Below are 26,665 nucleotides of genomic sequence, written 5' to 3'. Positions count from 1 at the left end.
AGACACATCATTTTGTAAAGGAGATTAGTATGATGGTTGATCTGAGCGGTAATGGCAACGAAGAGCAGTCACGGTTGGATTTAGACACCGAAATGGCATTTATCACCCTAATGGGTGATGCAGTGCAGGCTGCAGCCAAACGAATGAATCTGACAGTATCCGGGGAAAAGACACAATGTACACTTTATCTTGAAGTGGAATGGAGTGTATACCAGCAATTGCTGGCCGGAGAATGGATGGGGCTGCTCGTTCAAGGTAGAAGTAGAGATTCAGAAGTGAAATTCGATGAGAATCAGCCTATAGAACTTCAAGTAATTTTAAAACAAAGTCTTATGAAAGCGGCTTTGCGCAACGGTTCAGAAGTTGAAAATGTTCTGCAATCCCTCCTAGAGGATTCTGAAGATTCACGACCTCTGCGCCAAAGCGAAAGCTGGCTGATCACAGAAGTAAAGCAGCAGATGAGCTTGCCAGATGAGCTGGAAAGCAGCGGTACTTTGAAAATAGGATACCGCACCCAATGGGCAGAGCCTGCAGTTTCAAATACAACCTCCACTTTCGTTAAAGCTACGTTGAATGAGGTTGTGGAAGACTACTTAAAACGGATGGAATTGCCATTTGAATGGGTAGATGAAACCATTGTTCGTTTAACATTCTCGGGAGAGCAGGGAGAATGGATCGTCTTGGTGCGCACAGATGAAGAGAAGCAAATTTGCATCGTGTTTTCTATCTATCCGGCGTTAGTTCCTGAAGAGCAGCGGACAGAGATGGCCAGATTCCTTTTTGAAGAGAATTATGATTTGGTGATCGGCAATTTCGAGATGGATGCAACGGACGGGGAACTTCGCTATCGAACAAGCATCGATGTAGAGAATGACCGATTGACGATGGAGTTATTCAATCAATTGTTCACCACAAATGTAGTAATTATGGATCATTACTTCCATGTAATTGACGACATTATACAGAACGACCAATAATTTCGAAATGAGTCCGCTTCGTTGCGGGCTCTTTTTTCTGAGTAAATTGAAAGAAATTGGAGTTTACTATTATAGTAATGCTTATCGTTTGTTTCTATAATGAACTAAAAACATAACGAGGTGAGCTAGATGGAAACAACGATTGTAACCTCAACATCCAAACGTCGGTTTGCCAAAGTAAAACGATGGGATTCCTTCATTACCGGGCATTTGTTTATCTCGCCTTGGTTAGTTGGCTTCTTGTTGTTAACGCTTTATCCGATGATTCAATCCCTTTATTATTCGTTTACCGACTTTTCGCTGCTTGAAGAGGCGAACTGGGTAGGGTTTAGGAATTACGAGAAAATATTTACAGTAGACACTAGATTCTATCAATCAGTCAAAGTAACATTCCTCTATGTACTTGGTTCTGTTCCTCTAAGACTGATTGCCGCTTTATTCATAGCTATGCTGCTTGCCAAAAGCATTAGAGGGATATCCGCATACCGGACAATGATCTACTTTCCCTCGTTAATCGGAGGAAGCATTGCCGTTTCTCTTTTATGGAAAAATATTTTTGGCAGAGACGGGTATATCAACGAAGTCCTTAGCCTATTCGGCATTCAAGGTATAGGATGGATTAACAACCCAGACACAGCTTTGAGCACATTGGTTCTGCTCGTCGTGTGGCAATTCGGTTCGGCCATGGTTATCTTCCTGGCAGGATTGAAACAAATTCCTCAAGACCTTTATGAAGCCTCCTCTGCGGATGGAGCGGGTAAGGTTAGGCAGTTTTTCAACATCACGCTGCCGATGCTTTCCCCAACCATCTATTTCAATATCATTATGGGGATCATTGGTGCCTTCCAGATGTTCACGCCGGCAATGATCATCACGCAGGGTGGACCTATGAATTCTACGTACGTTTACGCCTTATACTTATATGAACGCGCTTTCAGTCAACTGCAAATGGGATATGCCTCCAGCCTTGCATGGATTATGTTACTTATTATTGCCGTTTCAACTTCGGTCATTTTTCTTTCATCCAAGTATTGGGTATTCTATGAATCTGAAAAGGAGGACCAGCGATGAGGAACCCTTTATTTCGTAGAAATATAGTGACGCATGTCATCCTAACATGCTTGAGTTTAGCTATGATTTATCCAGTTCTGTGGTGGATCGGAGCTTCGTTGAAATCCAATCAAGAGCTGAGTATGCCTGGGTTGTTCCCGGCACACCCCCTATGGAGCAATTTCTCGAAAGGCTGGAATGCCATTCCTGGCCATTCGTTTACTGATTTTTATATCAATAACTTTGAACTCATCATTGGACTTCTGTTTACGACAGTTATTTCTTGCAGCTTGGTTGCTTTTGGGTTCGCTAGGTTGCAGTTTCGGCTGCGAAATTTCTGGTTTGCTATCCTAATGCTAACCCTCATGCTGCCGGGACAAGTAACGATCATTCCACAGTATTCGCTGTTTCATCATCTCGGTTGGGTCAATACCTATTTACCGTTCATTGTGCCTCACTCCTTGGCCGGAGGAGCGGGAGGAACCTTCTTCGTTTTCTTGCTTGTTCAGTTCATTCGCGGTATTCCGAGAGAGCTAGATGAATCGGCAAAAATGGATGGCTGCAGCTGGTTCGGAATCTATTGGCGCATCGTCATGCCACTCACGAAACCCGCACTCCTGACGGTCGTCATTTATTGTTTTTTATGGAATTGGGACGACTTTTTCGGCCATCTGCTGTATATCAACTCGGTCGACAAGTATACCGTTGGATTGGCTTTAAGAATGCTCAATGATTCGCAGTCTGCTCAGCAGTGGGGACAGCTTCTGGCGATGGGGCTCGTTTCCATTATCCCGTCGGTGATCATTTTTACATTTGCGCAGAAGTATTTCGTGGAAGGAATCGCCACAACAGGGATCAAAGGATGATTGAATCTTAGGAGTATTTTGAAACAAATCGTTGGGTACTATCATAGGCATGATTACCTCATAGAGCTATATTAAGTAAAGATTGAAAATACAAACTACTAAATAATGAAGGGGTTATGACGAATGGCTACAATGAGAAGAAAACTGACAATCGCCATGTTAACAACAGCAATCGGACTATCGTTAGTAGGATGCGGTGCAGCAGATTCAACGCCTAAAGCAGCCGAGAGCAAGAACCCGAGCAGTACTGCGAATACGACGACAAGTAGTAAACCTGTTAAGCTGCGTATTATGTGGTGGGGATCGCAACCGCGTCATGATGCGACTTTAAAAATGCTGGATCTTTATACAAAGAATAATCCGAATGTTACTTTCGAACCGGAGTACTCAGGGTTTGACGGTTATATCGATAAACTAACCACACAAGCCGCAGCGAAGAATGCTCCTGATATTATCCAGATGGATGCAGCTTGGTTGGCAGACTGGAACGCTAGAGGCCAGTTGGCGGATATCAGCAGTGTCAATGAAAAGGACGTCGATCCTAAACTAGTTGAAGCTGGGAAATTCAAAGACAAGCAAACCGCAGTTCCGCTTGGCGGGAATGCTTGGGGTCTCATTTATGACAAAGGTTCATTAGATAAACTCGGGGTTAAGCTTCCGGCAGATGGTATCACGTGGGATGCATTTTTCAGTCTAGCCAAAGATATCAAGTCCAAGCTGGACAAGGATCATTATGTCATTGGGGATTTTGCGAGAAATCGTGATATGTATACGTCCTATCAATTAAGTAAAGGAAAAGGATACCCGGTCACACCGGAAGGGAAGTTTAATTTCGATAAGGACACTTGGTTAGAGTGGATGAAGATGGCTGAAGAATTCCGCAATGCGGGTATAATTCCACCAGCTGATGTATCCGTCAGTGACGTTGATTTAGACCCGAAACAGGACTTGATGCTTACTGGCAAAATAATCTTCAAAGCAGCACATGCGGCACAAGCCTCTTCATGGGACAGCTTAAAGCCCGGCAGCATTGGTGTTTATGCGATGCCTAAGGACAAGCAGGGTGGAAGTTGGTTGAAGGCAACCTTCTTCTTCAGCGTCAGCCAGGAATCTCAGAATAAAGAAGAAGCCAAGAAGTTTATTGACTGGTTTATTAACAATCCAGAAGCAGGAGAAATTTCTGGAACGACACGCGGTGTGCCAGTTTCAAGTAAAATTCTCTCACAATTACAACCGAAATTTAGTAACGCTGATAAATTGACGATCGATATGATCAATATGGCCACACAAGGAGCACAACAGTTTAATCCTGGTGCAAAAGGTTGGAACAATTTCGACACGAAGGATTACAAAGCGGTAACTGAATCGATTATGTTCGGAAAAATGAAGATTGAGCAAGGGTTTGACGAATTGAAGAAAAAGTCTGCTGAATATGAAAAATAAGTAGCTGCTAGCACCCCTTAATTAACATAGAAGCCCTGATTAGGTTATTCTGATGTTATAATTAAGGGGTGCTTTGACATGACAACCTTTTAGTAGGAGGCAACGAGATGTGGAAGGTTGCAATCATTGATGATGATCGCCAGGTGCTCAAGGGAATGAAACAAGTGATTCCTTGGGAAGAAATTGGAGCCGAGCTAGTAGGAGAAGGTCTGAATGGAGAGCGCGGATTAGAGCTCATTCGGGAGAAAAAGCCTGATATCGTCATAACAGACATCTATATGCCTGTTATGAGTGGCATGAAAATGATCGAAACATTACGGAAAGAGAGCTTTGAAGGTAAGATTCTTATTCATAGCGGGTATGCTGATTTTGAAGTGGCTCGTCAAGCACTAAGACTTCAAGTAGAGGATTACTTATCAAAGCCAGTCTCTAGAAATACAATCACAGAGGTGCTGCAGCGAACGATATCGTCCATCGAACTTGAGAATCAATCAAAGATCGAGCAGGAGAAGCTGCGAGACCAAATTGATGAGTACGAGCCATTCGTGCGGAAAGAACAGTTGAAAACAGTGGTAACGGGGACAGCTAGCAACTGGAATGAGATGACGCTATTATGTAAAACGAAAGATGATCAGAGCCATATCGTGCTTGGCATTGAGATTCTAAGAACGTCGAGAATTTCCGAAGTGCGGACACAAGATCGATTGTTATTTCGATTTGCCATCAAAAACATTATGAAAGAAATTCTCCAAGTGGAAAAAAGATCCTATGATTATGTTGAGTTGCATGGTTATCATGCGGCATTAATTCTTCATTTTGAAAAGAATGCGCTTTATTCAGAGTATATCGATCATATAAGAGCTATTGCCTGGAAAATCATAGATTGTGTTCAAGCCTATCTCGATATTACGATTCGGATTGGCATCGGCAGATTTACAGAGAATTGGTCCAATCTATCGGATTCGTTGGAAGAGGCTTTTCAGCCGCTAGTCCCGGATGTCAGAGTGCTTCAATCAACAGGCGTGTTTGAATATGAAAGCACAGAGCACTCCCCAACTGGTCATTTCCAGACGACTATGTCCAAACCGATCAAATTTTATCAACAAATCATTGAAGATATCAAAACAACGCAAGGAAAGAATGCCGAGAAGTTGATTGAAAGCTATATGGCGACCTTAAGGGTAAGCGCAATCCCCCCTCAATATAGCTTGCTTGGCGCGCAATTCTGGGCTATTTTCAGTTTCGCGCTAGCGGATGAGGATATCCGACTGACAGAGATCTTTCAGGAGCACAGTATGGAAAGTGAATTGAATAAAATATATACGTTTGACCAGTATGAAGCATGGTTAAACAGCATTATACAGCGAATCTGCATGAATCAGCATTGGCAAGAAAGTTTCAAGCATAAGATGGCCATTGATTTCATCAAACAATACATCCGTGAGAACTATGCCAATGATATTACAATTGCAGAGCTTGCTGATAAAGTGTATATCTCTCGTAATTATTTAAGTCAGATCTTTAAGAACGCTACAGGAGAAACGATCAACAACTATATTATCAGTGTGAAGATGGAAGAGGCCAAACGGCTGATCTTGGAAAGAAAATATAAAATTTATGAGGTCGCTAATAAAGTGGGATACAATAATATCCCATATTTCAGTACTACTTTTCGAAAATACTTTGGTCTCACACCTGCCGAATTACTGACATAAAGGCGGAATGGCGAATGAAAATGATGTTCAAAAGATACCGAATCGATTATTTGCTTTTTGGAGGCTTGACAAGTTTTGTCCTAATTTTGCTCACGATTGTCATTTTGCTAACCTATACGCTTTCTACAAAAGAAATGGTGCGAGTAACAACTTATTATCAAAAAGAAAATTTGAATGAATTATATAACAAGATTGAAATTCAAATGCGTGCGATTGAGCAAATTTCTCTGGCTGCGACCAGGAATATTGTGACTACCGAATATCCGGATGCGACCAATGATTCGTATTCCAATTATCAGAAACGGGAGGAACTAGAATCATTTTTGAGTAACATTGCTTATTCAACGCCTATTATTCAATCCATTGATTTTTACACGAGGAATGCGTTTCCTGCGAAATCGCAGGGTCTTGTTTCATTTATTGATATGAATCAAGCTAGAGAACAAAGCTGGTATGATGCTGTTGAAAATGCAGATTCCGCATGGATTGGCCAACATACCATGACTTCCAATCAAGGCCGAATAGAAGTAATCAGCTTTGCGCGCAAAATATATTCGAATAGTGGCAAATACCAAGGTTTCATGATGATAAACTTGAAAGCGTCATCAATTCAAAAGCAGATCAGTAGTGAAATCCCTACGTCCAACCGGATCCTCCTTGATTCAGGGGGCAGAGTTATTACGTACATCGGTGATCCTTCGTTGCCGACGAAGATTAAGGCTTATCTGCTGGACATGAATAATGAAAGCGGTTATATCAAAGTAGGAATTCCCGGTAGTCATGACTCCGCTAGCTCCCAAAAGAATACCTTAATGGTATGGGCGATGCATTATAATTCCAGCTGCATGCTTGTTCAGCTAACGCCTTTGAACCAAATCACAAAAGGCAGTGTTCATATATCAGCTGTTTTATCTCTTGTTGGTGCTTCGGCGATTCTAATTGCCTTTCTATTTACATTATACTTTTCCAATCTATTTATAGCCCCTATACGTCAGCTGCTTCACGAAATGGGGAGATATACGGCGAACACGAATAAAGTGAATTTGCCAGAAGATTATCATAATGAATTTGGTGTATTATTTTCCGGATATCGTAAATTAATGGATCGAATTAAATCGTTATACATTTCTCTAGAGAATCAATACAAGGAGCAAAAGAAAGCAGAAATTAAAGCGCTTCAAGCGATGATAAACCCTCATTTTTTATATAACACGTTAGATCAATTAAATTGGATGGCACTGACGGCTGGACATGATAAATTAAGTCAAATTCTTGAGCTGATGGGCAAAATGTTTCGAATCGGGCTGTCCAATGGGGAAAGCCAAATCACGATTCGCGAAGAGTTTACACACGCGTTGTGTTATGTGCAGATCCAGCAACTGCGCTGGGAGGAGGGCTTGACGGTATCCGTCGATCTGGCAGAGCATTTGCAAGATTGGTACATCCCCAAAATGACGTTACAACCGTTCATAGAAAATGCCATCATGCACGGATTCAATGAGCGATTAACCGGCAGTATCACCATCAGCGCAAGAGAATCCCAAGGCGAAGTGATTATCCACATCACGGATGATGGCGCCGGGTTGAAGCCAAACTGGAATGCCCAGCGAGAAGGAAATACGGGCGGCTATGGCATTCGGAACGTGAAAGAGCGGTTCGAAGCTTTTTTCGGGGCACGATACCGGGTCGACATTGCAAATAATTCGCAATTCAGCGGAACGAGGGTAACGATTCAATTTCCTGCGCTAAAATACAAGCAAGAAGAGATGAATGTCAGCCTAGGAGCAAGTATCCCATGAACTTGAGATGGGCTTAATCTATAGAGGAAAGGTGAAAAAATATGCGTGAACCAAAGCCTTATTGGCGAGATGTCCCCCTTGAATTGCGGAAACAAGTGGAAGACATGATGGAAAGCTCCATTCGAACGGCAACTCGTGTGTTTGGAGGCTATGGACCAACGGCAACGTTTCGAATTTTTTTGGAAGATGGAAGAACGCTATTTGCTAAGGGAGCAGGGCAGGGTTCACTTACAGAGAATTGGAGAGTGCTTCCGTTAGAAGAAGCTGTGTACCGTGAGGTTCGTGCGATTTCGCCGATTTCACCTCGATATTATGGGTCGGTAAGCACTCCGGGATGGCACCTATTATTGTTGGAGGATTTAAAAGATTGCAAGAAAGTGCCGACTTGGACCGAGGCATTAGCATTTCAATCGATGCGCGATTTAGCCCGATTTCATATACGTGGACTCTCCGAGGCCGATAAGGTAGAAGAGATGACAGGCCGAGGTGTAACGGAGAACTGGCTTTCTATGAAACAAAGCAGTGAAGAAAGAAATTGCTTTCTTGAGCTGTTTCATGAGAATCGAGAGGAGGCAGAGGCTTGGCTTGATGCGGCGATTGATGTTTTGATTCCGCTTGAAGCGGATCTTATGCGTCCAGACCAACCTTGGGGATTGATCCATAAAGACATACGGTCAGATAATCTTCGTTTTAGAGACGGGAGTTTGGTGTTATTCGATTGGGCATTGGCGTGCAGAGGCCCCTTGATGTTCGATATTGGCTTTTTCTTTCCTAGCCTAGAAGGGGAAGGAGGGCCGACCGCCGAAAAACTATTGCCTGTTTACAAACAGGAAATGGCTGATCTTGGCATTGAGTTCCCTGACTATGCTGAACGTTCTGCTGCAGTTTGCTCAGCAGGCTTCTTTGCAACAAGAGCGGGGAAACCGCCAATAGCTCAGCTCCCGCGGCTTCGATTTATTCAATGGTTGCAGTTGGGACCTGCATTACGGTGGACGTCTAGTCTGCTTGGACTGCCTCAACCGCCAAAGCTTTCTCCACTTAAAGATCTATAGCTCGATAGAAACAGGCTGTCCCGAAAGCCATTAAATGACCGAGAGACAGCTTCTTTTAAACTTTTGAGAGTATCTCTTTAGAAAAACGGGAGATACTACCGCTAATTAGCTGGATAACGCACTATAGGGACGAATAAATGGAATTTCTCCTGTTAATGCAGACGATTGAGCTTGGAAACAAGGTTAAAGGAGCGAATTAACGGGACTTTTTCCAGTTATTAGAATAAATGAGCCGAAACTTGCTTGAAATAAAGGGAGTTTTTCCCACTATTCAATTCAGATCCATAAAAAGAGGCTATCCCAAGTCATCCAATGACCGAGTGAGTGCCTCTTTTTTGAACCTTTTGTGACAGCCTCTTCGAACTGAATTAATAAGGCTCAGCCTCATGACCTTTTTGCACAGCTTCTTGAGGAGCTTTGTCACCGTTTTTATTGCCAAGATTTTTTTGGCTTGAGCCTTCTTTGGAAGCATGTGCTAAGCCTTCTCTTAACCTGCGACCGTACTCCTCATCTGCTTCCTCAGCAAGAGCGATCATTTTATCTTGAATCCTTTGATCACTGCGGGAGAGATCGCCAATCAAATTCGAAAGCAACTCGTCTTTTTCCCACGCTTCGAAGTTTCTGAACGTTTCTCCAGCTTGTTTCGTATTGTTATTCCGGTCGATGGATTGGCGAACCAAGTTCCCTTGAACATACGGTGTATGCTCTTTACCAGGTTGTTGGTCTTCCTTGAGCCCACCTAAGATTGACGGCTCATAGTTGATATGCGGATTCTGGCCTGGTGCAAGATCAACTTTGTATTGCATGAGCCCGCCTCTTTGATTCGTAGCCACCTGTTTTTTGGGGGCGTTAATCGGAAGCTGCAAATAATTGGCGCCAGCACGATGACGCTGTGTGTCCGAGTATGAAAACGTGCGACCTTGAAGCATTTTATCATCCGAGAAATCAAGTCCGTCGACCAAAACACCTACACCGAACGCAGCTTGTTCCACTTCTGTAAAATAATCTTCCGGATTTCTATTCAGCGTCATTTTACCCACAGGAAGCCAAGGGAACTTATCATTCGGCCACAGTTTCGTATCGTCTAAGGGATCGAAATCCAATTCAGGGTGCTCTTCGTCGCTCATGATTTGAACGAGCAATTCCCATTGCGGATAATCGCCGCGCTCGATGGCATCATAAAGATCTTGCGTAGCGTGATTGAAATTTGTCGCCTGAATTTCGCTTGCTTCTTTCTGCGTCAAATTCTTAATGCCTTGTGTAGGCTCCCAGTGATACTTCACGAGAACAGCCTTGCCTTCACTGTTTACCCACCGATACGTATTCACACCTGATCCTTGCATCATGCGATAGTTAGCTGGAATTCCCCATGGCGAGTAAACAAAAGTCACCATATGGAAGGTTTCGGGGGAATTCGAACAAAAGTCGAAGAAACGTTCGCCATCTTGCAAGTTTGTGATCGGGTCCGGCTTGAAGGCGTGGACCATATCTGGAAACTTCATGGCATCACGGATGAAGAAAACTTTGAGATTGTTGCCGACCAAGTCCCAGTTGCCGTCTTCTGTATAAAATTTGACGGCAAAGCCGCGCGGATCGCGGAGCGTTTCAGGCGAGTGTGTACCATGTATCACAGTGGAAAAGCGTACAAATAACGGTGTTATTTTTCCTTTTTCTTGGAACAATTTCGCGCGCGTGTATTTGGAAACGGGTTCTTCTCCAATCGTGCCATAAGCTTCAAAAACGCCATGAGCTCCTGCGCCGCGGGCGTGAACGACACGCTCTGGGACGCGCTCCCGATCAAAATGGCTGATTTTCTCGATAAAATCATAATTTTCTAGGGTAGCTGGCCCGCGATTACTTACGGTTCGAATATTTTGGTTGTTTGTGATTGGATGTCCTTGACGATTGGTCAACATGTTGTTCGTTTGTTGCCCTTCTTGCAAATTGGATGGATCGATTGACATACATGTAAACCCCTTTGTTTTTGAATTTTAATTCCATTTTTGTCCTTTTTAGTATTTATTATCATCTGATTTTTATTCAAAAAGATGGATCGAAAAGGAAAATATTTGTAGATGTCAAATTAGTAATCGTAAGCTATAAAATAAGTTGGAGGCATGTTATGAATCCTATAAAAAATAAAATTGGCGGCGTTTTTATTCCTGTCAGCAATATTGAACAGGCTCGTGATTGGTATTGCGATATGCTAGGCTTAAGGTCGGATGGGGAAATTTTGTTTGGGCATATCTACGTTTTACCGATGGAAGGGCCAAGTATTGTTTTGGATAGCAAAATATTTGCGCCTGATCATGTCTATAAAGTGCCAACCTTTCAATTACGCACCGATGAAATCGTTCAAGCCTTCGAATTTATGAAAGAAAAGAACGTTGAATTACTAACGGAAATCGAGAATGATCACTGGTTTAACTTCAAGGACCCAGATGGTAATGTTCTAATGATTTGCAAGGAATAGAAGGATGTCAACTCCCTTATCCTTAGGATTAGGGAGTTTTGTTTTTTATGCTAAATCCACTAGAAGACATCATCATTTCATAGAAAGTCATCATCTGCGTGTATGCCAATTTGGGTGAGAAAGTCGTAAGCTATTACTAAGAAAGGAGGCTGTTGTTATGTTGACAGATCAGGTTTTTGCGGGAAGTGTGTTTATTGCAGGATTGCTTTCATTCTTCTCACCATGCATTTTGCCGCTACTGCCTGTCTTTATTGCCCAACTTAGTGGCGTTACGCCGGGTACTGGTGAGAAAACAGTCAAATTAGGAAGGGTGCGGATTCATCCTCATCTAATAGGCAACACGTTATTCTTTATACTCGGAATTTCTTTCGTCTTTGTTTTACTTGGTTTTGGAGCCGGTGCTATTGGTAATATCATTAACACCTCTTGGTTTATTATCATTTGTGGAGCCATTGTCGTTATATTCGGGATCTTTCAAACAGGCGTGTTTAATCTGCTATTTATGCAACGCGAGAAAAGACTGACCATCGAAACGAAGGGGAAAAAGGGTTTTACAGCGGCCTTTTTACTCGGCTTTACGTTCAGCTTCGGTTGGTCGCCTTGCATTGGCCCGATATTAGCCGCGGTGCTCAGCTTGTCTGCAAGTGAAGGATCTTCCCTGCAAGGCGGAGGCTATATGCTCATTTATGCGCTAGGTCTGGCTATTCCGTTTCTTATCCTTTCCTTCTTTTCAGATTTGTTGGTAGGACGTTTAAGAGCGCTTAATAAGCATTTGTCTAAATTAAAAGTTATATCTGGTATTCTCCTCATCGTGATGGGCCTACTGCTTATGACCAATAATTTAAACGCGATTGTGTCTATATTCTAATGACGGGTAGGAGGTTTAAAGTTGATGAAAGTAAAATGGTTACTCGCCAGTGTTGTGGTGCTTTCACTATTCGTTCTTGCCGCTTGCGGGGATAAAGGCGCCACAAAGGCAACGCAATCTTCGATGAACTCGGGTCAGGCTGCCCCCATGTTTGAGCTTAAGGATCTGAATGGGAATAATGTTCAATTGGCTAGTCTTGCCGGTGAAAAAGTATATGTTAAGTACTGGGCCTCTTGGTGTTCAATCTGCTTGGCAGGGTTGGATGAATTGAATGAATTGGCCGGCCAAGACAATGGTTTCAAGGTGATTACAATCGTCAGTCCAAATTATAAAGGAGAGCAGTCTACCAAAGAATTTACGGAGTGGTTTAAAGGGCTGCAGGATGAGCAAAAAAGCAACTTAACGGTACTGCTCGATGAAGACGGTAAGTGGGCTCAAAAATTCGGGGTAAGAGGTTATCCTTCTTCTTATTACATTGGTTCTGATGGGATTCTGGCAAAGTCTGTGCCAGGCCACAACTTTAATGATGCGATTATCAATAATTTCAAGAAAATCTCATGATTTTTCATTGTAGATGGGAGGAAATAACATGAAAAGATTTCTGTATATAAGTTCCCTGCTGCTACTTTTGTTGGTTACAGCTTGCGCCAATTCAATTGGCATCCGTGGTGATTCGAAAACCGTGGGGTCATCCACGGCGACAATGGCGAAAAATGAGCCTACGACGACAAGATCTGAAAATCCGAATGATAAGATGGATTACTCCAATAGCAAGCTGCAAACCATTTATTTGGCGGGAGGCTGTTTCTGGGGAGTGGAAGCTTTCATATCCCGAATTCCAGGCGTACAGGATGTAACTTCCGGATATGCTAATGGCATAGGGGAAAATCCGACATATATGGATGTAGTTCGGGAAAATCGTAAATTTGCAGAGACGGTTGAGGTCAAATACGATCCGGCGCGAATTGAACTCTCTGATCTGTTGACCCGTTTCTTTAAAATCATCAATCCGACAAGTGTGAATAAGCAGGGAAATGATGTTGGCATCAGCTATCGATCAGGAATTTATTATGTAAATGACAGTGACGCCGCTGTAATTAACGAAGTGGTAGCAAAAGAGCAGGCGAAATATGATAAAAAGATCGTGACGGAAGTGCTGCCTCTGACGAACTATTATTTGGCTGAGGAAGAGCATCAGGATTATTTGGAGAAACACCCGGACGGTTACTGTCATGTTGATTTAACCATTCTGGATGAGCCCGTTAAAGTTGACCCAACGAAGTACTCCAGACCCAGTAACGAAGAGTTGAAGGCGAGACTAACCGATCTTCAGTATAACGTAACCGTACTAGGAGGCGAGGAGAGAGCCTACTCCAATAAATATTGGGATACGTACGATCCAGGTATCTACGTTGATATCACGACAGGGGAACCGCTTTTCTCCAGTCGTGACAAGTATGATTCCGGCTGCGGCTGGCCAAGTTTTACGAGACCGATTGACCCTGATGTGGTAACTTATGAGAAGGACACAAGGTATAATATGGTTCGTACAGCTGTTAAAAGCCGCGTAGGCGGCATTCATCTTGGTCATGTGTTCGATGACGGACCTGCCGAATCGACAGGAAAAAGATTCTGTATCGATAGCGCCTCCATCCGGTTTGTACTACTAGACAACATGCAAACGGAAGGCTACGGATATTTGCGTTCAAGTGTTGAATAATTCTGGAGGTAAAAGGCGATGTACAAATTGTTGCTTGTGGAGGATGAAGAACTAATCAGGAATGGAATTAGACGGTTCGTTCCATTTGAGAAATTTAACATAACAGAAATTATAGAGGCGGGGAACGGTGAGGAAGCGTATAAGCTTTTCCTTGCTCATCGTCCCGATCTCGTTCTGCTGGATATTAATATTCCAAAAATGAATGGGCTTGATTTTGCTAGAAAAGCTAAAGAGATGAAGTCAAATGTTAAGATTGCCGTTATTACCGGATATGACTATTATGATTACGCAGTTACTTCCTTGAAAATTGGCATTGATGATTACGTCCTTAAGCCGGTTTCTAAGGAAGACGTGTATGAGGTACTGCAAAAGTTAATGAGTAAACTTCAAAGTGAGCAGCAGCAATCCGAACTGCAAAGCCTTGTTAGCGATTATAAAACGACGCTGCAAGCAACAGATGAATCCGATAACAAAGCATCTATCGCCAAAATTATCGACGAAAATATAGCGAATCCTGATTTCTCCTTGGGCATTCTGGCGGATCAGAAAGGGTTCAGCGCTGGCTACATGAGTGTCCTGTTCAAAAGATTGTTTAATGTCTCCTTTCAAGATTATTTGATAGCTGTCAGACTAGAACGTTCTAAGCTTCAGCTTCTCGTTTCTGATTTGAAAATATATGAAATCTCAACGGCGGTAGGATTTGATAACCCGAATTATTTTAGCGCCGCATTCAAAAAGAAGTTTGGGGTCTCTCCACTGCAATATAGGGAAAGGATTAAATACTCGTGAAGAGATTTCCCGGATTTCCCCGCTCCTTGCAATCTCGCATTTCATTCGTTTATATGTTAATCAGTCTCGTAACCATAGGAATAATCGGTACTGCCCTGTATGTGGGCATATCTAGAGTCGTAATGAATGATTCCATTCAATCGTCGCAGATGGCAATTTCAAAAAGCGGGGCTTTCGTTGGAGCTTATATGGATCGGTTGCTGGTATTATCCAATGTGCTTGCTAACAATCCCCAGACCATCAAGACACTAGCTTCTCCAACGAAAGAAGGGGAGAAAGATGAGATGCAGCTCATCCAAACCGTGCTGATGTCCGATTCCTACATTAAGTCTGTTGTGGTCATCGGAAGAGACGGCTATATGTTGTCAAATGAAACGAAACTGAACATGCAGCGCTCATCCAATATGATGACTGAGCCTTGGTATGTAGAGGCTATTAAAAGCAAGACGCCAGCTCTTTCTTCTGCCCGCATGCAGGAATTTGCGATGGACAAGGACAAATGGGTGATCTCGATGAGCCAGGAAGTGAAGGATGAGAACAATCGGAATCTTGGTGTTATCCTATTGGATATTGAGTACAACGGCATCGATGATTATTTGAAGGATTTGGATCTGGGAAGCAAAGGCTTTGCTTTTATTATTAATAGCCAGGGCGGAATTGTTTATCACAAAGATCCAACATTTTTTGTTGATCAAGCCAAGAAAGAGCAATTAAGGAACATAAGCCTGTCACCTAGCGGCTACGATCGATCGCAAGATATCCTTGTTCATAAAACACAAATTGCGAACTCCGATTGGACATTGGTTGGCGTTAGTTATCTGGATGGTTTGCTGCAAATTCGCAGCCAAATGCTTCAATCTTTTGCCATTGTCGGATTAGGGCTGTTGATTCTTATTATTACGGTGTCACTACTTATTGCCAAAAGCATTACGCGGCCGATTCATCGTTTAGAGGAGGCGATGCATAAGGTGAGGACAGGCACGCTGGAAGTAAGCGTCCCTGAATCTGGTGTAACTGAAGTGCAAGGGCTTGCCCAACATTTCAATTTGATGGTTTCTGAGGTTCGTAGATTGCTGGAGGAAATCGAAACGAAAGAAAAAACGCTGCACACCTATGAATTAAAAGTACTGCATAGCCAAATCAATCCCCACTTTTTATATAATACGTTGGATACGATTGTCTGGATGGCCGAATTTAATGAAAGCGAACGTGTCATATCGACGACTAAAGCGTTGGCCAAATTTTTTCAATTGTCGTTAAGCGGAGGAAGCGAGACGACAACGATTGAAAATGAAATGAACCATGTCGCGCAATATTTATTTATTCAAAAGGAGCGATATGGCGATAAACTGCATTATCAGTTAGATTTCGATCCGCTGCTTGCGCTCAAGGTGATTCCTAAAATCATTTTGCAGCCTATTGTGGAAAATGCCATTTATCACGGTATTCGGGAAAAAGAAGGTTCCGGTTTTGTGGAAGTTACTTGTGAATATACGGTTGATGGACATGTAAAGTTCATTGTAAGGGATGATGGAGTGGGCTTCGACCCAGCTTTCCGTAGCGATAATAGCATGGAATCACCAACTGCTCAGCCCAAATTAGGCGGTGTTGGCATCAACAACGTAGATGAACGCTTGAAACTTTACTATGGCAAGGAATATGGGGTTCATATCCAATCCCGTTTGGGAGAAGGAACAACAGTAACGATAATCATACCGTGAGTATTAGTAAGTGAACTCGTTAGAAGGGAATTGATTCTTGTGAACAAAACGAAATTAATGGTAAACTTTATAGTAGTTGTTCTGCTCGTCGCGCTATTGGGAACCGTGTACACGGAAATAGACGCCTGTTTTTTGAATAATTAAATGAAAACGACGGATGAGAGGGAATGAGCGCAGATGATTGAATTTGAACGGATCCATCATGTAAGCTTAGCTGTAAGAGACTTGGAAAAAGCAAAAAAATTTTATTCGGATATGCTTCATTTTCAAGAGATTGAGCGCCCTCCTTTTAACTCTAATGGTGTGTGGTATGCGGTTGGGAATCAGCAGCTGCATCTACTTGAACACCCGAATGGCGAAGCATTGCGCATGAGTGGTATTGATTCAGTAGATGGACATTTTGCTCTATGGGTTAAAAGCTACCGAAACACAATAGAGTGGCTTGAACACATTGGCGTGCCTTATGAAGCGAGACCCCAAAGCGTGGCTGGGTTTGCCCAGATTTATATTCTTGATGTAGACAATAATATAATAGAGTTTGATGCAGCCTATGACTCATAGTATGAAATAGCTACAGCAAGCGGTGCGTATTGTAGTGTATAATGAAAAAGGCTGCCAGAATTGGCAGCCTTTTTTACATGAATTAGCGTGGCAACTATTAGATGGCGACAAATCTAAGGATTTGACGAAGGAAAAGTCTTCTAAGAACGACAACTCCTCTATTATTCATAAATCTGATTACAATGGAATTGAGATTTCTTGCAACAACACGACCGTTAAACACGGTAATGAATCCATTGGCGCTTCGGTAAACAATGCCATAGAAGTGGTTGAGTAATAAAGTCATTTCTATCATTCCTTTCTAGCGTTGATACTTTAGGATATGCTGGAATGACAAGTCTGCGAGGGCTAATTTAATAGATTAGTATGGAATTATGCATCCATTCTGTTAATTCACTCGAGGCATTATACCTACTTCATATACGGAATGGCATGTGTTATGGTTAAAGAAAATTGAAATAGACCCATCGAACTCGCAATACATTGAAACTGTAGGAGCATGTAATTGAATCCGTTATAAAAATTTGTGATGAAAGGTGGTATTTAAGCGATGCCTTATAATCCTCGCATCTTAATTCTTACGGCTAGTTACGGGAATGGACATATTCAAGCTTCTAAAGCGCTACAGCAGCAGTTCTTCAAACAAGGTATGGAGCAAGTGAAAATTGTTAATTTAATGAAGGAAGGCCATCCATGGATATATTCAATAACGTCCTCGTTAATTAGCAAAAGTACAAAAAGTTCCAAGCTAGGCATCGACTATTATGGCTGGAGCTATTACTTGACACGTGAAACGAAAGAAACCGCACTTTTTCAGAAATCAATGACTTATTTGGGTCAAAAGAAACTGAGAGAGCTCATACAGAAAGAACGCCCGGATGTTGTGGTCAATACGTTTCCTTTTGGGGCCGCTCCAATCGTTTGCAGTTCAATAGGGGTTAAGAATTTTACAGTACTTACGGATTACGCGTTACACGCAAGTTGGCTGCATCCAAAAGTTGATCGATATTATGTGGCAACGGAAGATCTGAAGCAACAAATTATTTTCAAAGGATATAACAAGGATTGTATCGAGGTTAGCGGTATTCCGCTGAAACAAGAGTTCGCAACAGCGAGCATTCGTGAGCAAGCTCATTCTCTACATAAGAAAATCATCCTTATCATGGCTACGGAAAGCGGAGTAACTAGTTATCTGGATGAAATGTTGGATACGCTGCTGCTTCTTGACGACTGTCAATTAGTCGTGATTTGTGGTCATAACGAGAAGCTAAAAGATCGCCTTCAGGCAGAGTTTGCCGCGTACGAGGGGATTACCATTCTTGGTTTTGTTGATAATGTTCATGAGTGGATGTCAAGAGCCGCGTGTATTGTTACAAAAGCGGGCGGTTTAACGTTGACGGAGGCCATAGCTTTAAGATTGCCGGTATTCGTGTATAAGCCTAATGGCGGTCAAGAGAAAGAAAATGCCTTATATTTATCCAGGTTCGGTGTGGCTTCAATTGCAAATAAGATGGAAGATTTTTTTGTGAATATTCAGCAATTCATTCAGCATCCAACTAGAAGTGAAGATATGCGCGCTCGTATGGAATCGTTGCAGAGAAATCATGCAGCGGCACATATCGTAAATGACATGATGATGATTCTTGAAAGTGAATTCATGTCAGCGTCAATTTGAAGTCTTTTCCTAGGTCAAAAGCTTGGTAAAGCTTGGCATTACGTTGTTATGCATCTACATAACCCCAAATGGTTCATTATCGCGGCGGTTGTGCTTGTTATTGGCTGGCTAGGTGTTAAGATGATCGTTCGTCAGAAGAGCTTCTCCTCCTAAACGAAAAATAAAGACGATGTTCACTGAGTTCTAATGGTGAATGTTGTCTTTTTTATTTCGACAAAACCAATCGAAATATGCCGATATTCGGCAGTGAACTAGTCCGTTAGACATATTTTGGAGGAGGCAGAGAGGGGAAAGGTCTCATAGGTAGAAAAAGGTAATTGACAAACTTTTTTACACCTAATGAGGAGGTGAAGCACGGTGCTGCGACGCCCTGTACCCATTTTTATCCAGCTTCTGGCGGGGATGTTCCTGATTGCCGCACTGGCGATTGCGCTTACAAATTTGCTGAATTACCGTATGACTTCCCAAATTGTGCTTAACCGTACCGCAAGCTATACCCAAGAGTCCGTGGAGCAGCTGTCCGCCAAAATTGATGTTTTGCTGCGCCAATATGATCAGGCCTCGCAAATGGTCGCGTTTGATGAGAAAGTGTTGGCTGCTTTAAAAGCGGATTTACCTCCGCTTGGCACTGAAACGCAAGTTTCCATTGACCTAAATCGGTATTTGGCGGAAAAAATACGCTACATTGCCGGGGATATGCTGCTCCATTTATTCGACCGCAACGGCCACGCCTACGCTTCGAATGAATCGCTGCAGCTATTCTGGCGGATGGCTGACGATGTAGCTGCTGTAAGCTGGTACAGCAAAATGCAAACGCTTGACGGGCACATGCTGTGGGTATATGGACCTGCCTGGCGGGATGGCGAAATCCCGGCGATCATTGGTGCCCGGAAGTTAAAGGATCCGTCAAGTCTGACACCACTCGGGGACGAGTTTATTGTGTTTCCGGTGGATAAAATCAACCGTATCATTGGCGAAACCGGCCAACGGATTGAGCGAAAGGTGCAAGTGATGGATTCGATCGGCAACATCGTGTATTCTACGGTTCCACGAGAAATCGGTACGGCTGCGGATGTAGGGCTGTTCAGTAAATTCGGCAGAAATGCGCAGCCATTCTTCGAATGGGAGACAAGGGAAGACCAGCGACAAGTGCTAGTGTCTTACGCGAAATCCCCGTACAGCGGTTGGACGACAATCGCCTATTTCAAACCGGAGGCAGTCAATAGCGAAGCTTCCCAAATATGGGCTCATGCCTTACTCACGATGGGCGCAGGCATTCTCATTGCACTCGTGTTCGTGACATATTTTACATGGACGCTAACTAAGCCTATCCGGCTGCTAGCTGATGGGATGAACCGACTGCGTAAGGAGGGGGTCAAGGCAATTGATAAACCATTTGCCAGCCGTGAAATCACGAGACTTTATGCCAATTACAATGCCTTAGTGGAAGAGCTGGAGGAGGTCGTAGAGCGGCTGTCGGAGCAGCAAATTACCGTCCAGTGGGCACAGTTGGTTGCGCTTAAAGCACAGTTCCGTCCTCACTTCTTGTACAATTCACTCAACCTGATTTATTGGACCATTGAAGATGAACGGCCGGATCAGGCGCAAGCCATGACGCTCGCGCTAAGCGAGTTACTCCGTTATAGCGTCCACCCTTCGACGGATCTCGTTACTCTTGGTGAAGACATGGAACAGTTGAACCGTTATTTGCTCTTGCAGCGAGCGAGATACGGCGAGAAGTTTCAGGTGAACATCGAGGTGGAGGAAGGATTGGAACAGCAGCGCGTTATACGACTCGTGCTCCAACCTCTAGTCGAGAATGCATTCCATCATGGCTTGGAGCAACAAGATGAGGGGGATTGGCAAGTGCGAGTGCGGATATACCAGCAAGATGGCATGGTAAAGTGCTCGGTAGAAGACAACGGCGTAGGGATGACGCAAGAGGCGTTGCAGATGCTGGAGGCAGCTATTCATCAGGAGCAAAGCTTCGAGAAGCAGGGACGGGGAATCGGGCTGAGCAACCTGCACAAGCAGCTGCAGGCGTTCTTCGGGCCAAGCAGCGGAATTAGCCTCTCCAAGAGTCCACTAGGCGGGCTGCAGGTTATGCTGTCATTGCCATTCCACACCTCGGAGATGGTAGCAGTGCCGCCGTTACTGTCCAAGAAAGGGGGGACTGGCGCTGCTTAAATACCGGAAAAGAAGTCATTCTACCTTACGTCTCACCATTTGGCTAATGAGTTTCCTATTGCTGACCTCATGTGTACCAGAATCAGCTTTGCCAAGTGTGGACGGAAACACCGCAAAAGTTGCCAAGCTGCGAGTTTGGCTATGGCCGGGAAGCGGGCTTGATCGGCTTGTTAAGAAGTATATGTCGGAGCATCCCGAGGTGGATGTGGAGATCGTTAGCTTTCAGTTCGACGATATTTTGCCGGGGCTGATGACGTCCCTTGCCACCAAAGCGGATACGCCGGATCTCGTTCTGCTGGAGGCTTCGCAACTGAATCAAGTAAAGCGTTTCCAAAGTGAATTCTATAATCTCTATGATTATGGCGATGAGAGAGAGCATTATCTGGATTGGAAATGGCGTCAAGCTGAAAGCAAGGATGGCGGTTTCCTATTTGCGATGCCGGTGGACATCGGTCCTGTCGCTTTAGCGTACAGGCGTGACTTGTTTCAGATGGCAGGGCTCCCGACTGAGCGGGAGGAAGTGGCGAAAGTTCTGTCCAATTGGGAGCAGTTGGAGCAGGCTGGCTTGGAAATCAAGAAGAAAACAGGTGCTTTCCTAATCGATAATTTGGCCAACGTATTCATGAGTTATTTGAACCAGTTTGACGGTCATTATTTGACGCCGATGGACCACGAACTCGATCCGCATGTGAAGGAGGCTTGGGATCAGGCTGTACGCTTCCATAAGCTCGGGCTCAATGCGGGTCTCACATCACAGTCTTCCGCCTGGGCCGCAGCCGCCGTAAACGGGAAGTTTGCCGTCGTTCTGGCACCATCCTGGCTTCATGGGGCTTTCAAGAAAGTTGCGCCTGCTACAGCAGGCGTCTGGGATTTGGCTCGAGCCCCTGGACTTCCCTCGAATTGGTCGGGGACATGTCTGGCTGTTCCACGGACAAGCCGAAATCCCCATGCCGCCTATGAGCTCGCTCAGTGGTTAACGGCTCCGCCACAACAATTAGACAATTTCATTGGCAGCGGCAATTTCCCATCCACACCGGAGACCTATTCGACCCGGGAGTTTCTAGAAGTACGGGACCCCTTCTTTCATGGCGCTCCCGTCGGTCAGATTTACTCTTATACGGCACTTCGATACAAAGCGGCATACGATGACTTTGAATATGAAGGGATTGAACGAATGATCAAAGAGGGTCTGCGTCGTGTCGAATCCGAAGGGGCAGATCCAGAGCATACATGGGAAGATATCGTCCGCCGATTCAGGCAGATAAATACAGGAGGTTGATCGTGATGTTTACAGTGCTTGTCGTGGATGATGAAGCGAATGTGCGCCAGCCGGTATGTCGGACCCTTGCTCGTTTCGATGGGGTGGGAGAAGTGTTGGATGCATCAAACGGGCTTGAGGCAATGGCTATGTTAGAGCAGCAGAATGTCCATCTCCTTATTACGGATATCCGAATGCCTGCAGCGGATGGTCTGCAATTAGCGGAGTTTGCCCGAGTGCATTCGCCTGGAACCGATGTGTATGTGCTCACGGGGCATGCGGAGTTCGATTATGCGCAAAAGGCGATGGAGCACGGGGTTCATGCTTATTTGCTCAAACCACTGTCCAAGGAAAAGCTGCAAGAGGTGTACATCGCCTCGTATGAGAAACACCGTCGCAGGCAGGAGTCCCAGCAAGTTAACGTCATTAGAGAACGTGCGCTGCTGGAAAAGCGCCTTCATGACCTGCTGCAAGGAGTGCCGGTTCCGACCTTCGATGAAAGCTTGATTCCGTCATTCGAGAAGGTAATGCTAGTCTCCTTTTCAACCAAGGACCTAAGGTCACTAGGGGAAGCATCGGTGCGGTATTTTATACGGGAGTGCGCTCATGAGGCATTTAGCCGTCTAGGAACGGCAGCCGTTTGTCTAGAGGACCGACTTGTTACGGTCGTGTTGTTTGCGATTCAATGCGATCAGGAGGCTTGGGAGAGAGAAGTGCAGGAGACATCGAAATGGATGGCGGCTAAGCTGCGGATTGAGGTGAAGACGGGGTATGGAGGGGCGACGAAGGACATCGGAGATCTTAGCTTGATGTACATAAGAAGCATGATAAGCCTTGGATTCACAGAAATTACGCGCAAAGAAAGCGGTGGTGAATCGTTCCCGCCGATCATCCGAGCGCTTCTCGGCTATATTCACAAAGAGTATGCCGGTACAGCCAACTTATCCGACTTTGCTCAGCAGTACCAAATCAATCCCAATTATTTAAGCAATTTATTCCCTCAGGAAACGGGGATGACTTATACGCACTATTTAACGCAGCATCGCTTAACAGAAGCCAAAAAATGGCTAAGGGATACGAATTTGAAGATTTACGAGGTGTGTGAAAAAGTGGGTTACAAGGACCCTGCTTATTTCAGTCGGATCTTCAAAACGTTCGAGGGCATAGCCCCAGGTGCGTATCGGACGGTGGACGGAACTTTCCTAACTTAAGTCCAAGAAATCGAAGATGCGTTACCTATACGGTCTGTCCACCCCTGTTTATACTAAATGTAAGGGCTTTCTTAATAAGCTCGAAATTTGAAGGGAGCGTTAATCGATGAAAAACGTGTCGAAGGGTAAGGCCTTAGGTTTACTAATGGCTTCCGTCCTCCTTCTCAGTGCTTGCAGCAGTAATGGAGGAGCGCCGGAAGCAGTAAAAACGGATGCGAAAGCAAGCGATGGCAAGAAAGTTCAACTGCAAATGTGGTTTTGGCAGGGTGCTTCATTCGAGAAAATCATTCCTGAGTTTAACCGCACCCATCCCAACATCGAAATCATTCCGCAAATTTACAAATGGGAAGACGCGCATAAAAAACTTCTAACAGCTATGTCAGCCGGGTCAGGAGCTCCGGATATCGCGATGATCGATATTTCGCAATTGGATCAGTTTCTGAAATATCCGGATAAATTTAATGATCTGAATACCTTTGGCGCCAAGGATTTGGCAAAAGACTATCTCGATTGGAAGTGGAAACAATCCACTGTCGGGGAGAAGCAGCTTGGTCTTCCGACGGACATCGGTCCGATGGTCTTGTATTACCGGCAGGACTTGTTCCAACAAGCAGGATTGCCGTCCGAACCGAACGATGTTGCAGCCAAGATCAAGACGTGGGACGATTTCTTAGCAGCGGGTAAAACGCTTAAAGAGAAAACGGGAGCCGATATTTTATCCAATCCGAACGAACTATTCGGCGCCATTCGCGATCAAGGGGATGAGTTGTACTTCGATAAGGACGATCAGCTCATCATCGAAAGCAATCCGCAGGTGAAGAAGGCGCTGGACTATTTTAAAAAGGCTAGAGATATGGGCATTGCGGGTAGCTACGATCAAAAGAACGCCCTTCAAGAGTATTCTGCAGCCCTCAACGCTGGCAAAATTGCCACTTACATATCAGCAGCTTGGGGCCGGGGACATGTTGAAACACGGGCTCCGGATACGAAAGGCAAATGGCGCGCAGCCAAAATACCGGAAGGCACAGGCAACATGGGCGGATCGTTCCTAACCATTCCTAAAGAATCGAAGTACGCTAAGGAAGCTTATACCGCTATCAGTTGGCTGATTTCTCCTCAGCAGCAGCTGGAAGTCTTCAAGCTTTCCGGTAATTTCCCTTCAACACCATCCGTCTATGGGGACAAGGCTTTCACGGAAACGGGTTATGAGTTTTGGGGCAATCAGAAACTAGGCGTGCTGTACTCCGAGGTAGCTAAGGATGTTAAAGTGCAGCGTAAAGGACCGAACTATCAGACGGTTGCGGATATCATTGGCGATGGCATGCAAGCCGTAGCGGTAGATAAAACGAAAGATCCTGATAAAGAATTCTGGTCACTCGTCGAGAAGGCCAAAACGAAATTAAAGAACAAATAAAGGCCAATAGGGGGCAATCTCGTTTCACTAGCCCATGGCGGTGATGGAAGCGAAATTGCTCCCTGAAGGTATATTTTATGAGGATAGGATGTGGAGCCGATGAAAGGGTTCAGAGCCCATCTGGCGCCCTACGTAATGATTTCTCCGTTTTATATACTCTTTCTAGCGTTCAGCCTATTTCCCATACTGTTCTCGCTGTATCTGGCGTTTCATTCCTGGGATGGGCTCGGACCCATGGAGTTCGTAGGGCTCCGCAATTTTCGCAATCTGCTGACAGACGATCCGGAATTCTGGACATCCGTTGGCAACACCTTTGTCATATGGTTTCTGTCCACCGTGCCTCAGCTGTTCGCAGCGCTTGTCATTGCTTTTTTACTTAATGCAGCTTTTATGCGGTTTAAGGATTTTTATCGGGCGGTTTATTTTCTGCCTAATATCACTTCAATTGTAGCAGTTGCTATTATTTTCGGATCTTTTTTTGGCAGCCAATTCGGTCTCATTAACGGCTTGCTGCAGACGCTCGGGCTTCCACGTATTGAATGGATCAACGATCCGTTTTGGGTGAAAGTTGCTATTTCACTCATGGTGATCTGGCGTTGGTCCGGCTATAATGCAATCATTTACTTGGCAGGTCTTCAGAGTATTCCGCATGATTTATACGAGGCTGCCACCATTGACGGAGCCAGCCGTAAGCAGCAATTCTTCAGCATTACGCTGCCGCTTCTGAGACCAATCATTCTATTTACTGTCATTCTCTCGACGATCGGCGGCATGCAGCTGTTCACGGAACCGCTCATTCTGGTAGGCAGTACCGGCGGAGCGACGAAAGGCGGACTGACATTGGTGCTTTATCTCTATAATCAGGCATTTGGCAACCAAATGTTCGGCTATGCTTCGGCAGTTGCGTGGATGCTGTTTCTGATTATTGGCATTTTTTCATTTGTGAATTGGAAATTTGTCTCAAGAGGGGAGGGCGTCTGATGGTACCTTCGTCCTCCAAAGTGTCCATCGGGCGAGTTATCACATCTGTTGCTGTGAAAAAGACAAGAGCGCCAGGTACCATCTGGCTCCATGCTGTCATGATTGCCGGGTCGATTCTATCCCTGTTTCCTTTCTACTGGCTGCTCGTCATGTCGACAGCGACAACAGCGGATATGTTCCGTTTTCCGCCTCGGCTTCTGCCAGGGGACCAACTGCTTGTCAATATTGGAAAAGTGCTTGATCATGTCGGCTTTTTCCGTTCATTCGGCAACAGTCTTCTAGTTGCGGGTAGTCACACATTGTTGGTGTTGTTTTTCTGCTCTTTAGCGGGATTTGCCTTTGCGAAATTCCAGTTTCCAGCGAAAGCGCCATTGTTCTTCTTCCTATTAGCGACAATGATGGTGCCGCAACAGCTAGGTCTCATTCCGCAATTCATCATTATGCAAAAACTTGGCTGGATCAATGATCTCAAGGCACTCATTGTGCCTGGAGCGGCCAGCGCCTTCGGTATCTTCTGGATGCGGCAGTATACGGCTTCTGTCGTGCATGACGAGCTTATCAACGCAGGTCGTATAGACGGCTGTAACTCTTTCGACCTTTATTGGAGAGTCGCACTTCCAGTACTTCGACCCGCACTTGCGACACTTGGTATCATTACCTTTCTGGGATCATGGAACGATTACTTGTGGCCGCTTGTCGTTATTTCGGTGCAGGAAAAATTTACCATTCAAATGTTGATTGCCTCAATGAACGGGGTATACAGTACAGATTACTCCATGGTCATGGCTGCTACGCTAATGGCTACCGTGCCGCTTATCATTGTATTCTCGCTTTTCAGTCGCCAATTTATTGCAGGTCTTATGCAAGGGTCTGTGAAGGATTAATAATTGCGTGAGTAAAAACGT

At 44.5% G+C, this 26,665-nt stretch carries 23 protein-coding genes; 22 read left to right on the top strand and 1 reads right to left on the bottom strand.

Annotation, left to right across the window (positions count from 1 at the left end; all coding sequences use genetic code 11):
* Nucleotides 1-29: 29 nt before the first annotated feature.
* From AC58UW_RS27665 to AC58UW_RS27635, 7 genes are all read left to right on the top strand, one after another.
* A complete protein-coding gene (locus AC58UW_RS27665; protein ID WP_497423782.1) occupies nucleotides 30-977 on the top strand; it encodes a YbjN domain-containing protein in 948 nt (315 codons plus the stop codon).
* 129 nt (nucleotides 978-1,106) lie between these two features.
* A complete protein-coding gene (locus AC58UW_RS27660; RefSeq protein ID WP_497423781.1) occupies nucleotides 1,107-2,048 on the top strand; it encodes a carbohydrate ABC transporter permease in 942 nt (313 codons plus the stop codon).
* On the top strand, nucleotides 2,045-2,893 hold the full coding sequence (locus AC58UW_RS27655; RefSeq protein WP_497423780.1) for a carbohydrate ABC transporter permease: 849 nt from the start codon (nucleotides 2,045-2,047) through the stop codon (nucleotides 2,891-2,893). Before AC58UW_RS27660 ends, AC58UW_RS27655 begins: the two co-directional genes overlap by 4 nt.
* A gap of 123 nt (nucleotides 2,894-3,016) precedes the next feature.
* Entirely contained in the window at nucleotides 3,017-4,336 is a 1,320-nt protein-coding gene (locus AC58UW_RS27650) for an ABC transporter substrate-binding protein (RefSeq protein ID WP_497423779.1), read from the top strand.
* A gap of 107 nt (nucleotides 4,337-4,443) precedes the next feature.
* Nucleotides 4,444-6,051: a response regulator transcription factor gene (locus AC58UW_RS27645; RefSeq protein ID WP_497423778.1), complete on the top strand. Its 1,608-nt coding sequence runs from the start codon at nucleotides 4,444-4,446 to the stop codon at nucleotides 6,049-6,051.
* A gap of 14 nt (nucleotides 6,052-6,065) precedes the next feature.
* Nucleotides 6,066-7,850, top strand: coding sequence for a cache domain-containing sensor histidine kinase (locus tag AC58UW_RS27640; RefSeq protein WP_497423777.1), 1,785 nt, complete (start codon nucleotides 6,066-6,068; stop codon nucleotides 7,848-7,850).
* Nucleotides 7,851-7,891: 41 nt separating this feature from the next.
* Nucleotides 7,892-8,902, top strand: a complete 1,011-nt coding sequence (locus AC58UW_RS27635) for a phosphotransferase (RefSeq protein ID WP_497423776.1) — start codon at nucleotides 7,892-7,894, stop codon at nucleotides 8,900-8,902.
* Nucleotides 8,903-9,270: 368 nt separating this feature from the next.
* On the opposite strand, the gene AC58UW_RS27630 is transcribed toward AC58UW_RS27635, so the two are convergent.
* Complete coding sequence (locus AC58UW_RS27630) at nucleotides 9,271-10,866, bottom strand: catalase (RefSeq protein WP_497423775.1); 1,596 nt, start codon at nucleotides 10,864-10,866, stop codon at nucleotides 9,271-9,273.
* A 158-nt stretch (nucleotides 10,867-11,024) separates the two neighbouring features.
* On the opposite strand from AC58UW_RS27630, the gene AC58UW_RS27625 reads away from it, so the two are divergent.
* The 15 genes from AC58UW_RS27625 to AC58UW_RS27555 all read left to right on the top strand — a co-directional run bounded on the left by AC58UW_RS27625 (nucleotide 11,025) and on the right by AC58UW_RS27555 (nucleotide 26,644).
* The gene (locus tag AC58UW_RS27625) at nucleotides 11,025-11,375 is read left to right on the top strand and encodes a VOC family protein (protein WP_497423774.1); all 351 of its coding nucleotides are present in this window, start codon (nucleotides 11,025-11,027) and stop codon (nucleotides 11,373-11,375) included.
* Between the two features lie 157 nt (nucleotides 11,376-11,532).
* Nucleotides 11,533-12,243, top strand: a complete 711-nt coding sequence (locus AC58UW_RS27620; RefSeq protein WP_497423773.1) for a cytochrome c biogenesis protein CcdA — start codon at nucleotides 11,533-11,535, stop codon at nucleotides 12,241-12,243.
* 24 nt (nucleotides 12,244-12,267) lie between these two features.
* Complete coding sequence (locus AC58UW_RS27615; RefSeq protein ID WP_497423772.1) at nucleotides 12,268-12,804, top strand: redoxin domain-containing protein; 537 nt, start codon at nucleotides 12,268-12,270, stop codon at nucleotides 12,802-12,804.
* 28 nt (nucleotides 12,805-12,832) lie between these two features.
* A complete protein-coding gene (gene msrB / locus AC58UW_RS27610) occupies nucleotides 12,833-13,963 on the top strand; it encodes a peptide-methionine (R)-S-oxide reductase MsrB (RefSeq protein ID WP_497423771.1) in 1,131 nt (376 codons plus the stop codon).
* 18 nt (nucleotides 13,964-13,981) lie between these two features.
* Nucleotides 13,982-14,752, top strand: coding sequence for a response regulator transcription factor (locus AC58UW_RS27605; RefSeq protein WP_497423770.1), 771 nt, complete (start codon nucleotides 13,982-13,984; stop codon nucleotides 14,750-14,752).
* Nucleotides 14,753-14,901: 149 nt separating this feature from the next.
* Nucleotides 14,902-16,473, top strand: a complete 1,572-nt coding sequence (locus AC58UW_RS27600; protein ID WP_497423769.1) for a sensor histidine kinase — start codon at nucleotides 14,902-14,904, stop codon at nucleotides 16,471-16,473.
* Between the two features lie 177 nt (nucleotides 16,474-16,650).
* Nucleotides 16,651-17,034: a VOC family protein gene (locus tag AC58UW_RS27595; protein WP_497423768.1), complete on the top strand. Its 384-nt coding sequence runs from the start codon at nucleotides 16,651-16,653 to the stop codon at nucleotides 17,032-17,034.
* Nucleotides 17,035-17,068: 34 nt separating this feature from the next.
* Nucleotides 17,069-17,311 carry a hypothetical protein gene (locus AC58UW_RS27590; protein ID WP_497423767.1) on the top strand — a complete coding sequence of 81 codons (243 nt, stop codon included), beginning with the start codon at nucleotides 17,069-17,071 and terminating at the stop codon, nucleotides 17,309-17,311.
* A 273-nt stretch (nucleotides 17,312-17,584) separates the two neighbouring features.
* On the top strand, nucleotides 17,585-18,709 hold the full coding sequence (locus tag AC58UW_RS27585) for an MGDG synthase family glycosyltransferase (RefSeq protein WP_497423766.1): 1,125 nt from the start codon (nucleotides 17,585-17,587) through the stop codon (nucleotides 18,707-18,709).
* Between the two features lie 357 nt (nucleotides 18,710-19,066).
* Nucleotides 19,067-20,896, top strand: coding sequence for a cache domain-containing sensor histidine kinase (locus tag AC58UW_RS27580; protein WP_497423765.1), 1,830 nt, complete (start codon nucleotides 19,067-19,069; stop codon nucleotides 20,894-20,896).
* 46 nt (nucleotides 20,897-20,942) lie between these two features.
* A complete protein-coding gene (locus tag AC58UW_RS27575) occupies nucleotides 20,943-22,175 on the top strand; it encodes an ABC transporter substrate-binding protein (protein ID WP_497423764.1) in 1,233 nt (410 codons plus the stop codon).
* 5 nt (nucleotides 22,176-22,180) lie between these two features.
* Complete coding sequence (locus tag AC58UW_RS27570) at nucleotides 22,181-23,365, top strand: response regulator transcription factor (protein WP_497423763.1); 1,185 nt, start codon at nucleotides 22,181-22,183, stop codon at nucleotides 23,363-23,365.
* Nucleotides 23,366-23,471: 106 nt separating this feature from the next.
* Nucleotides 23,472-24,779: an ABC transporter substrate-binding protein gene (locus AC58UW_RS27565; RefSeq protein ID WP_497423762.1), complete on the top strand. Its 1,308-nt coding sequence runs from the start codon at nucleotides 23,472-23,474 to the stop codon at nucleotides 24,777-24,779.
* 99 nt (nucleotides 24,780-24,878) lie between these two features.
* Nucleotides 24,879-25,760, top strand: coding sequence for a carbohydrate ABC transporter permease (locus AC58UW_RS27560; protein ID WP_497423761.1), 882 nt, complete (start codon nucleotides 24,879-24,881; stop codon nucleotides 25,758-25,760).
* Between the two features lie 98 nt (nucleotides 25,761-25,858).
* Nucleotides 25,859-26,644, top strand: coding sequence for a carbohydrate ABC transporter permease (locus tag AC58UW_RS27555; protein ID WP_497423833.1), 786 nt, complete (start codon nucleotides 25,859-25,861; stop codon nucleotides 26,642-26,644).
* Nucleotides 26,645-26,665 lie beyond the last annotated feature (21 nt).

The organism is Paenibacillus sp. J22R160 (assembly GCF_059692135.1).
The sequence above is the reverse complement of the archived record's forward strand: the minus strand, read 5'-3'. Positions and strand labels throughout refer to the sequence as shown.

What these genes read in the sequence shown, in the direction of transcription:
- AC58UW_RS27665 (WP_497423782.1), top strand. Translation starts at nt 30, where the DNA reads ATGATGGTTGATCTGAGCGGTAATGGCAACGAAGAGCAGTCACGGTTG.
- AC58UW_RS27660 (WP_497423781.1), top strand. Translation starts at nt 1,107, where the DNA reads ATGGAAACAACGATTGTAACCTCAACATCCAAACGTCGGTTTGCCAAA.
- AC58UW_RS27655 (WP_497423780.1), top strand. Translation starts at nt 2,045, where the DNA reads ATGAGGAACCCTTTATTTCGTAGAAATATAGTGACGCATGTCATCCTA.
- AC58UW_RS27650 (WP_497423779.1), top strand. Translation starts at nt 3,017, where the DNA reads ATGGCTACAATGAGAAGAAAACTGACAATCGCCATGTTAACAACAGCA.
- AC58UW_RS27645 (WP_497423778.1), top strand. Translation starts at nt 4,444, where the DNA reads ATGTGGAAGGTTGCAATCATTGATGATGATCGCCAGGTGCTCAAGGGA.
- AC58UW_RS27640 (WP_497423777.1), top strand. Translation starts at nt 6,066, where the DNA reads ATGAAAATGATGTTCAAAAGATACCGAATCGATTATTTGCTTTTTGGA.
- AC58UW_RS27635 (WP_497423776.1), top strand. Translation starts at nt 7,892, where the DNA reads ATGCGTGAACCAAAGCCTTATTGGCGAGATGTCCCCCTTGAATTGCGG.
- AC58UW_RS27630 (WP_497423775.1), bottom strand. Translation starts at nt 10,866, where the DNA reads ATGTCAATCGATCCATCCAATTTGCAAGAAGGGCAACAAACGAACAAC.
- AC58UW_RS27625 (WP_497423774.1), top strand. Translation starts at nt 11,025, where the DNA reads ATGAATCCTATAAAAAATAAAATTGGCGGCGTTTTTATTCCTGTCAGC.
- AC58UW_RS27620 (WP_497423773.1), top strand. Translation starts at nt 11,533, where the DNA reads ATGTTGACAGATCAGGTTTTTGCGGGAAGTGTGTTTATTGCAGGATTG.
- AC58UW_RS27615 (WP_497423772.1), top strand. Translation starts at nt 12,268, where the DNA reads ATGAAAGTAAAATGGTTACTCGCCAGTGTTGTGGTGCTTTCACTATTC.
- msrB (WP_497423771.1), top strand. Translation starts at nt 12,833, where the DNA reads ATGAAAAGATTTCTGTATATAAGTTCCCTGCTGCTACTTTTGTTGGTT.
- AC58UW_RS27605 (WP_497423770.1), top strand. Translation starts at nt 13,982, where the DNA reads ATGTACAAATTGTTGCTTGTGGAGGATGAAGAACTAATCAGGAATGGA.
- AC58UW_RS27600 (WP_497423769.1), top strand. Translation starts at nt 14,902, where the DNA reads ATGGCAATTTCAAAAAGCGGGGCTTTCGTTGGAGCTTATATGGATCGG.
- AC58UW_RS27595 (WP_497423768.1), top strand. Translation starts at nt 16,651, where the DNA reads ATGATTGAATTTGAACGGATCCATCATGTAAGCTTAGCTGTAAGAGAC.
- AC58UW_RS27585 (WP_497423766.1), top strand. Translation starts at nt 17,585, where the DNA reads ATGCCTTATAATCCTCGCATCTTAATTCTTACGGCTAGTTACGGGAAT.
- AC58UW_RS27575 (WP_497423764.1), top strand. Translation starts at nt 20,943, where the DNA reads ATGAGTTTCCTATTGCTGACCTCATGTGTACCAGAATCAGCTTTGCCA.
- AC58UW_RS27570 (WP_497423763.1), top strand. Translation starts at nt 22,181, where the DNA reads ATGTTTACAGTGCTTGTCGTGGATGATGAAGCGAATGTGCGCCAGCCG.
- AC58UW_RS27565 (WP_497423762.1), top strand. Translation starts at nt 23,472, where the DNA reads ATGAAAAACGTGTCGAAGGGTAAGGCCTTAGGTTTACTAATGGCTTCC.
- AC58UW_RS27560 (WP_497423761.1), top strand. Translation starts at nt 24,879, where the DNA reads ATGAAAGGGTTCAGAGCCCATCTGGCGCCCTACGTAATGATTTCTCCG.
- AC58UW_RS27555 (WP_497423833.1), top strand. Translation starts at nt 25,859, where the DNA reads ATGATTGCCGGGTCGATTCTATCCCTGTTTCCTTTCTACTGGCTGCTC.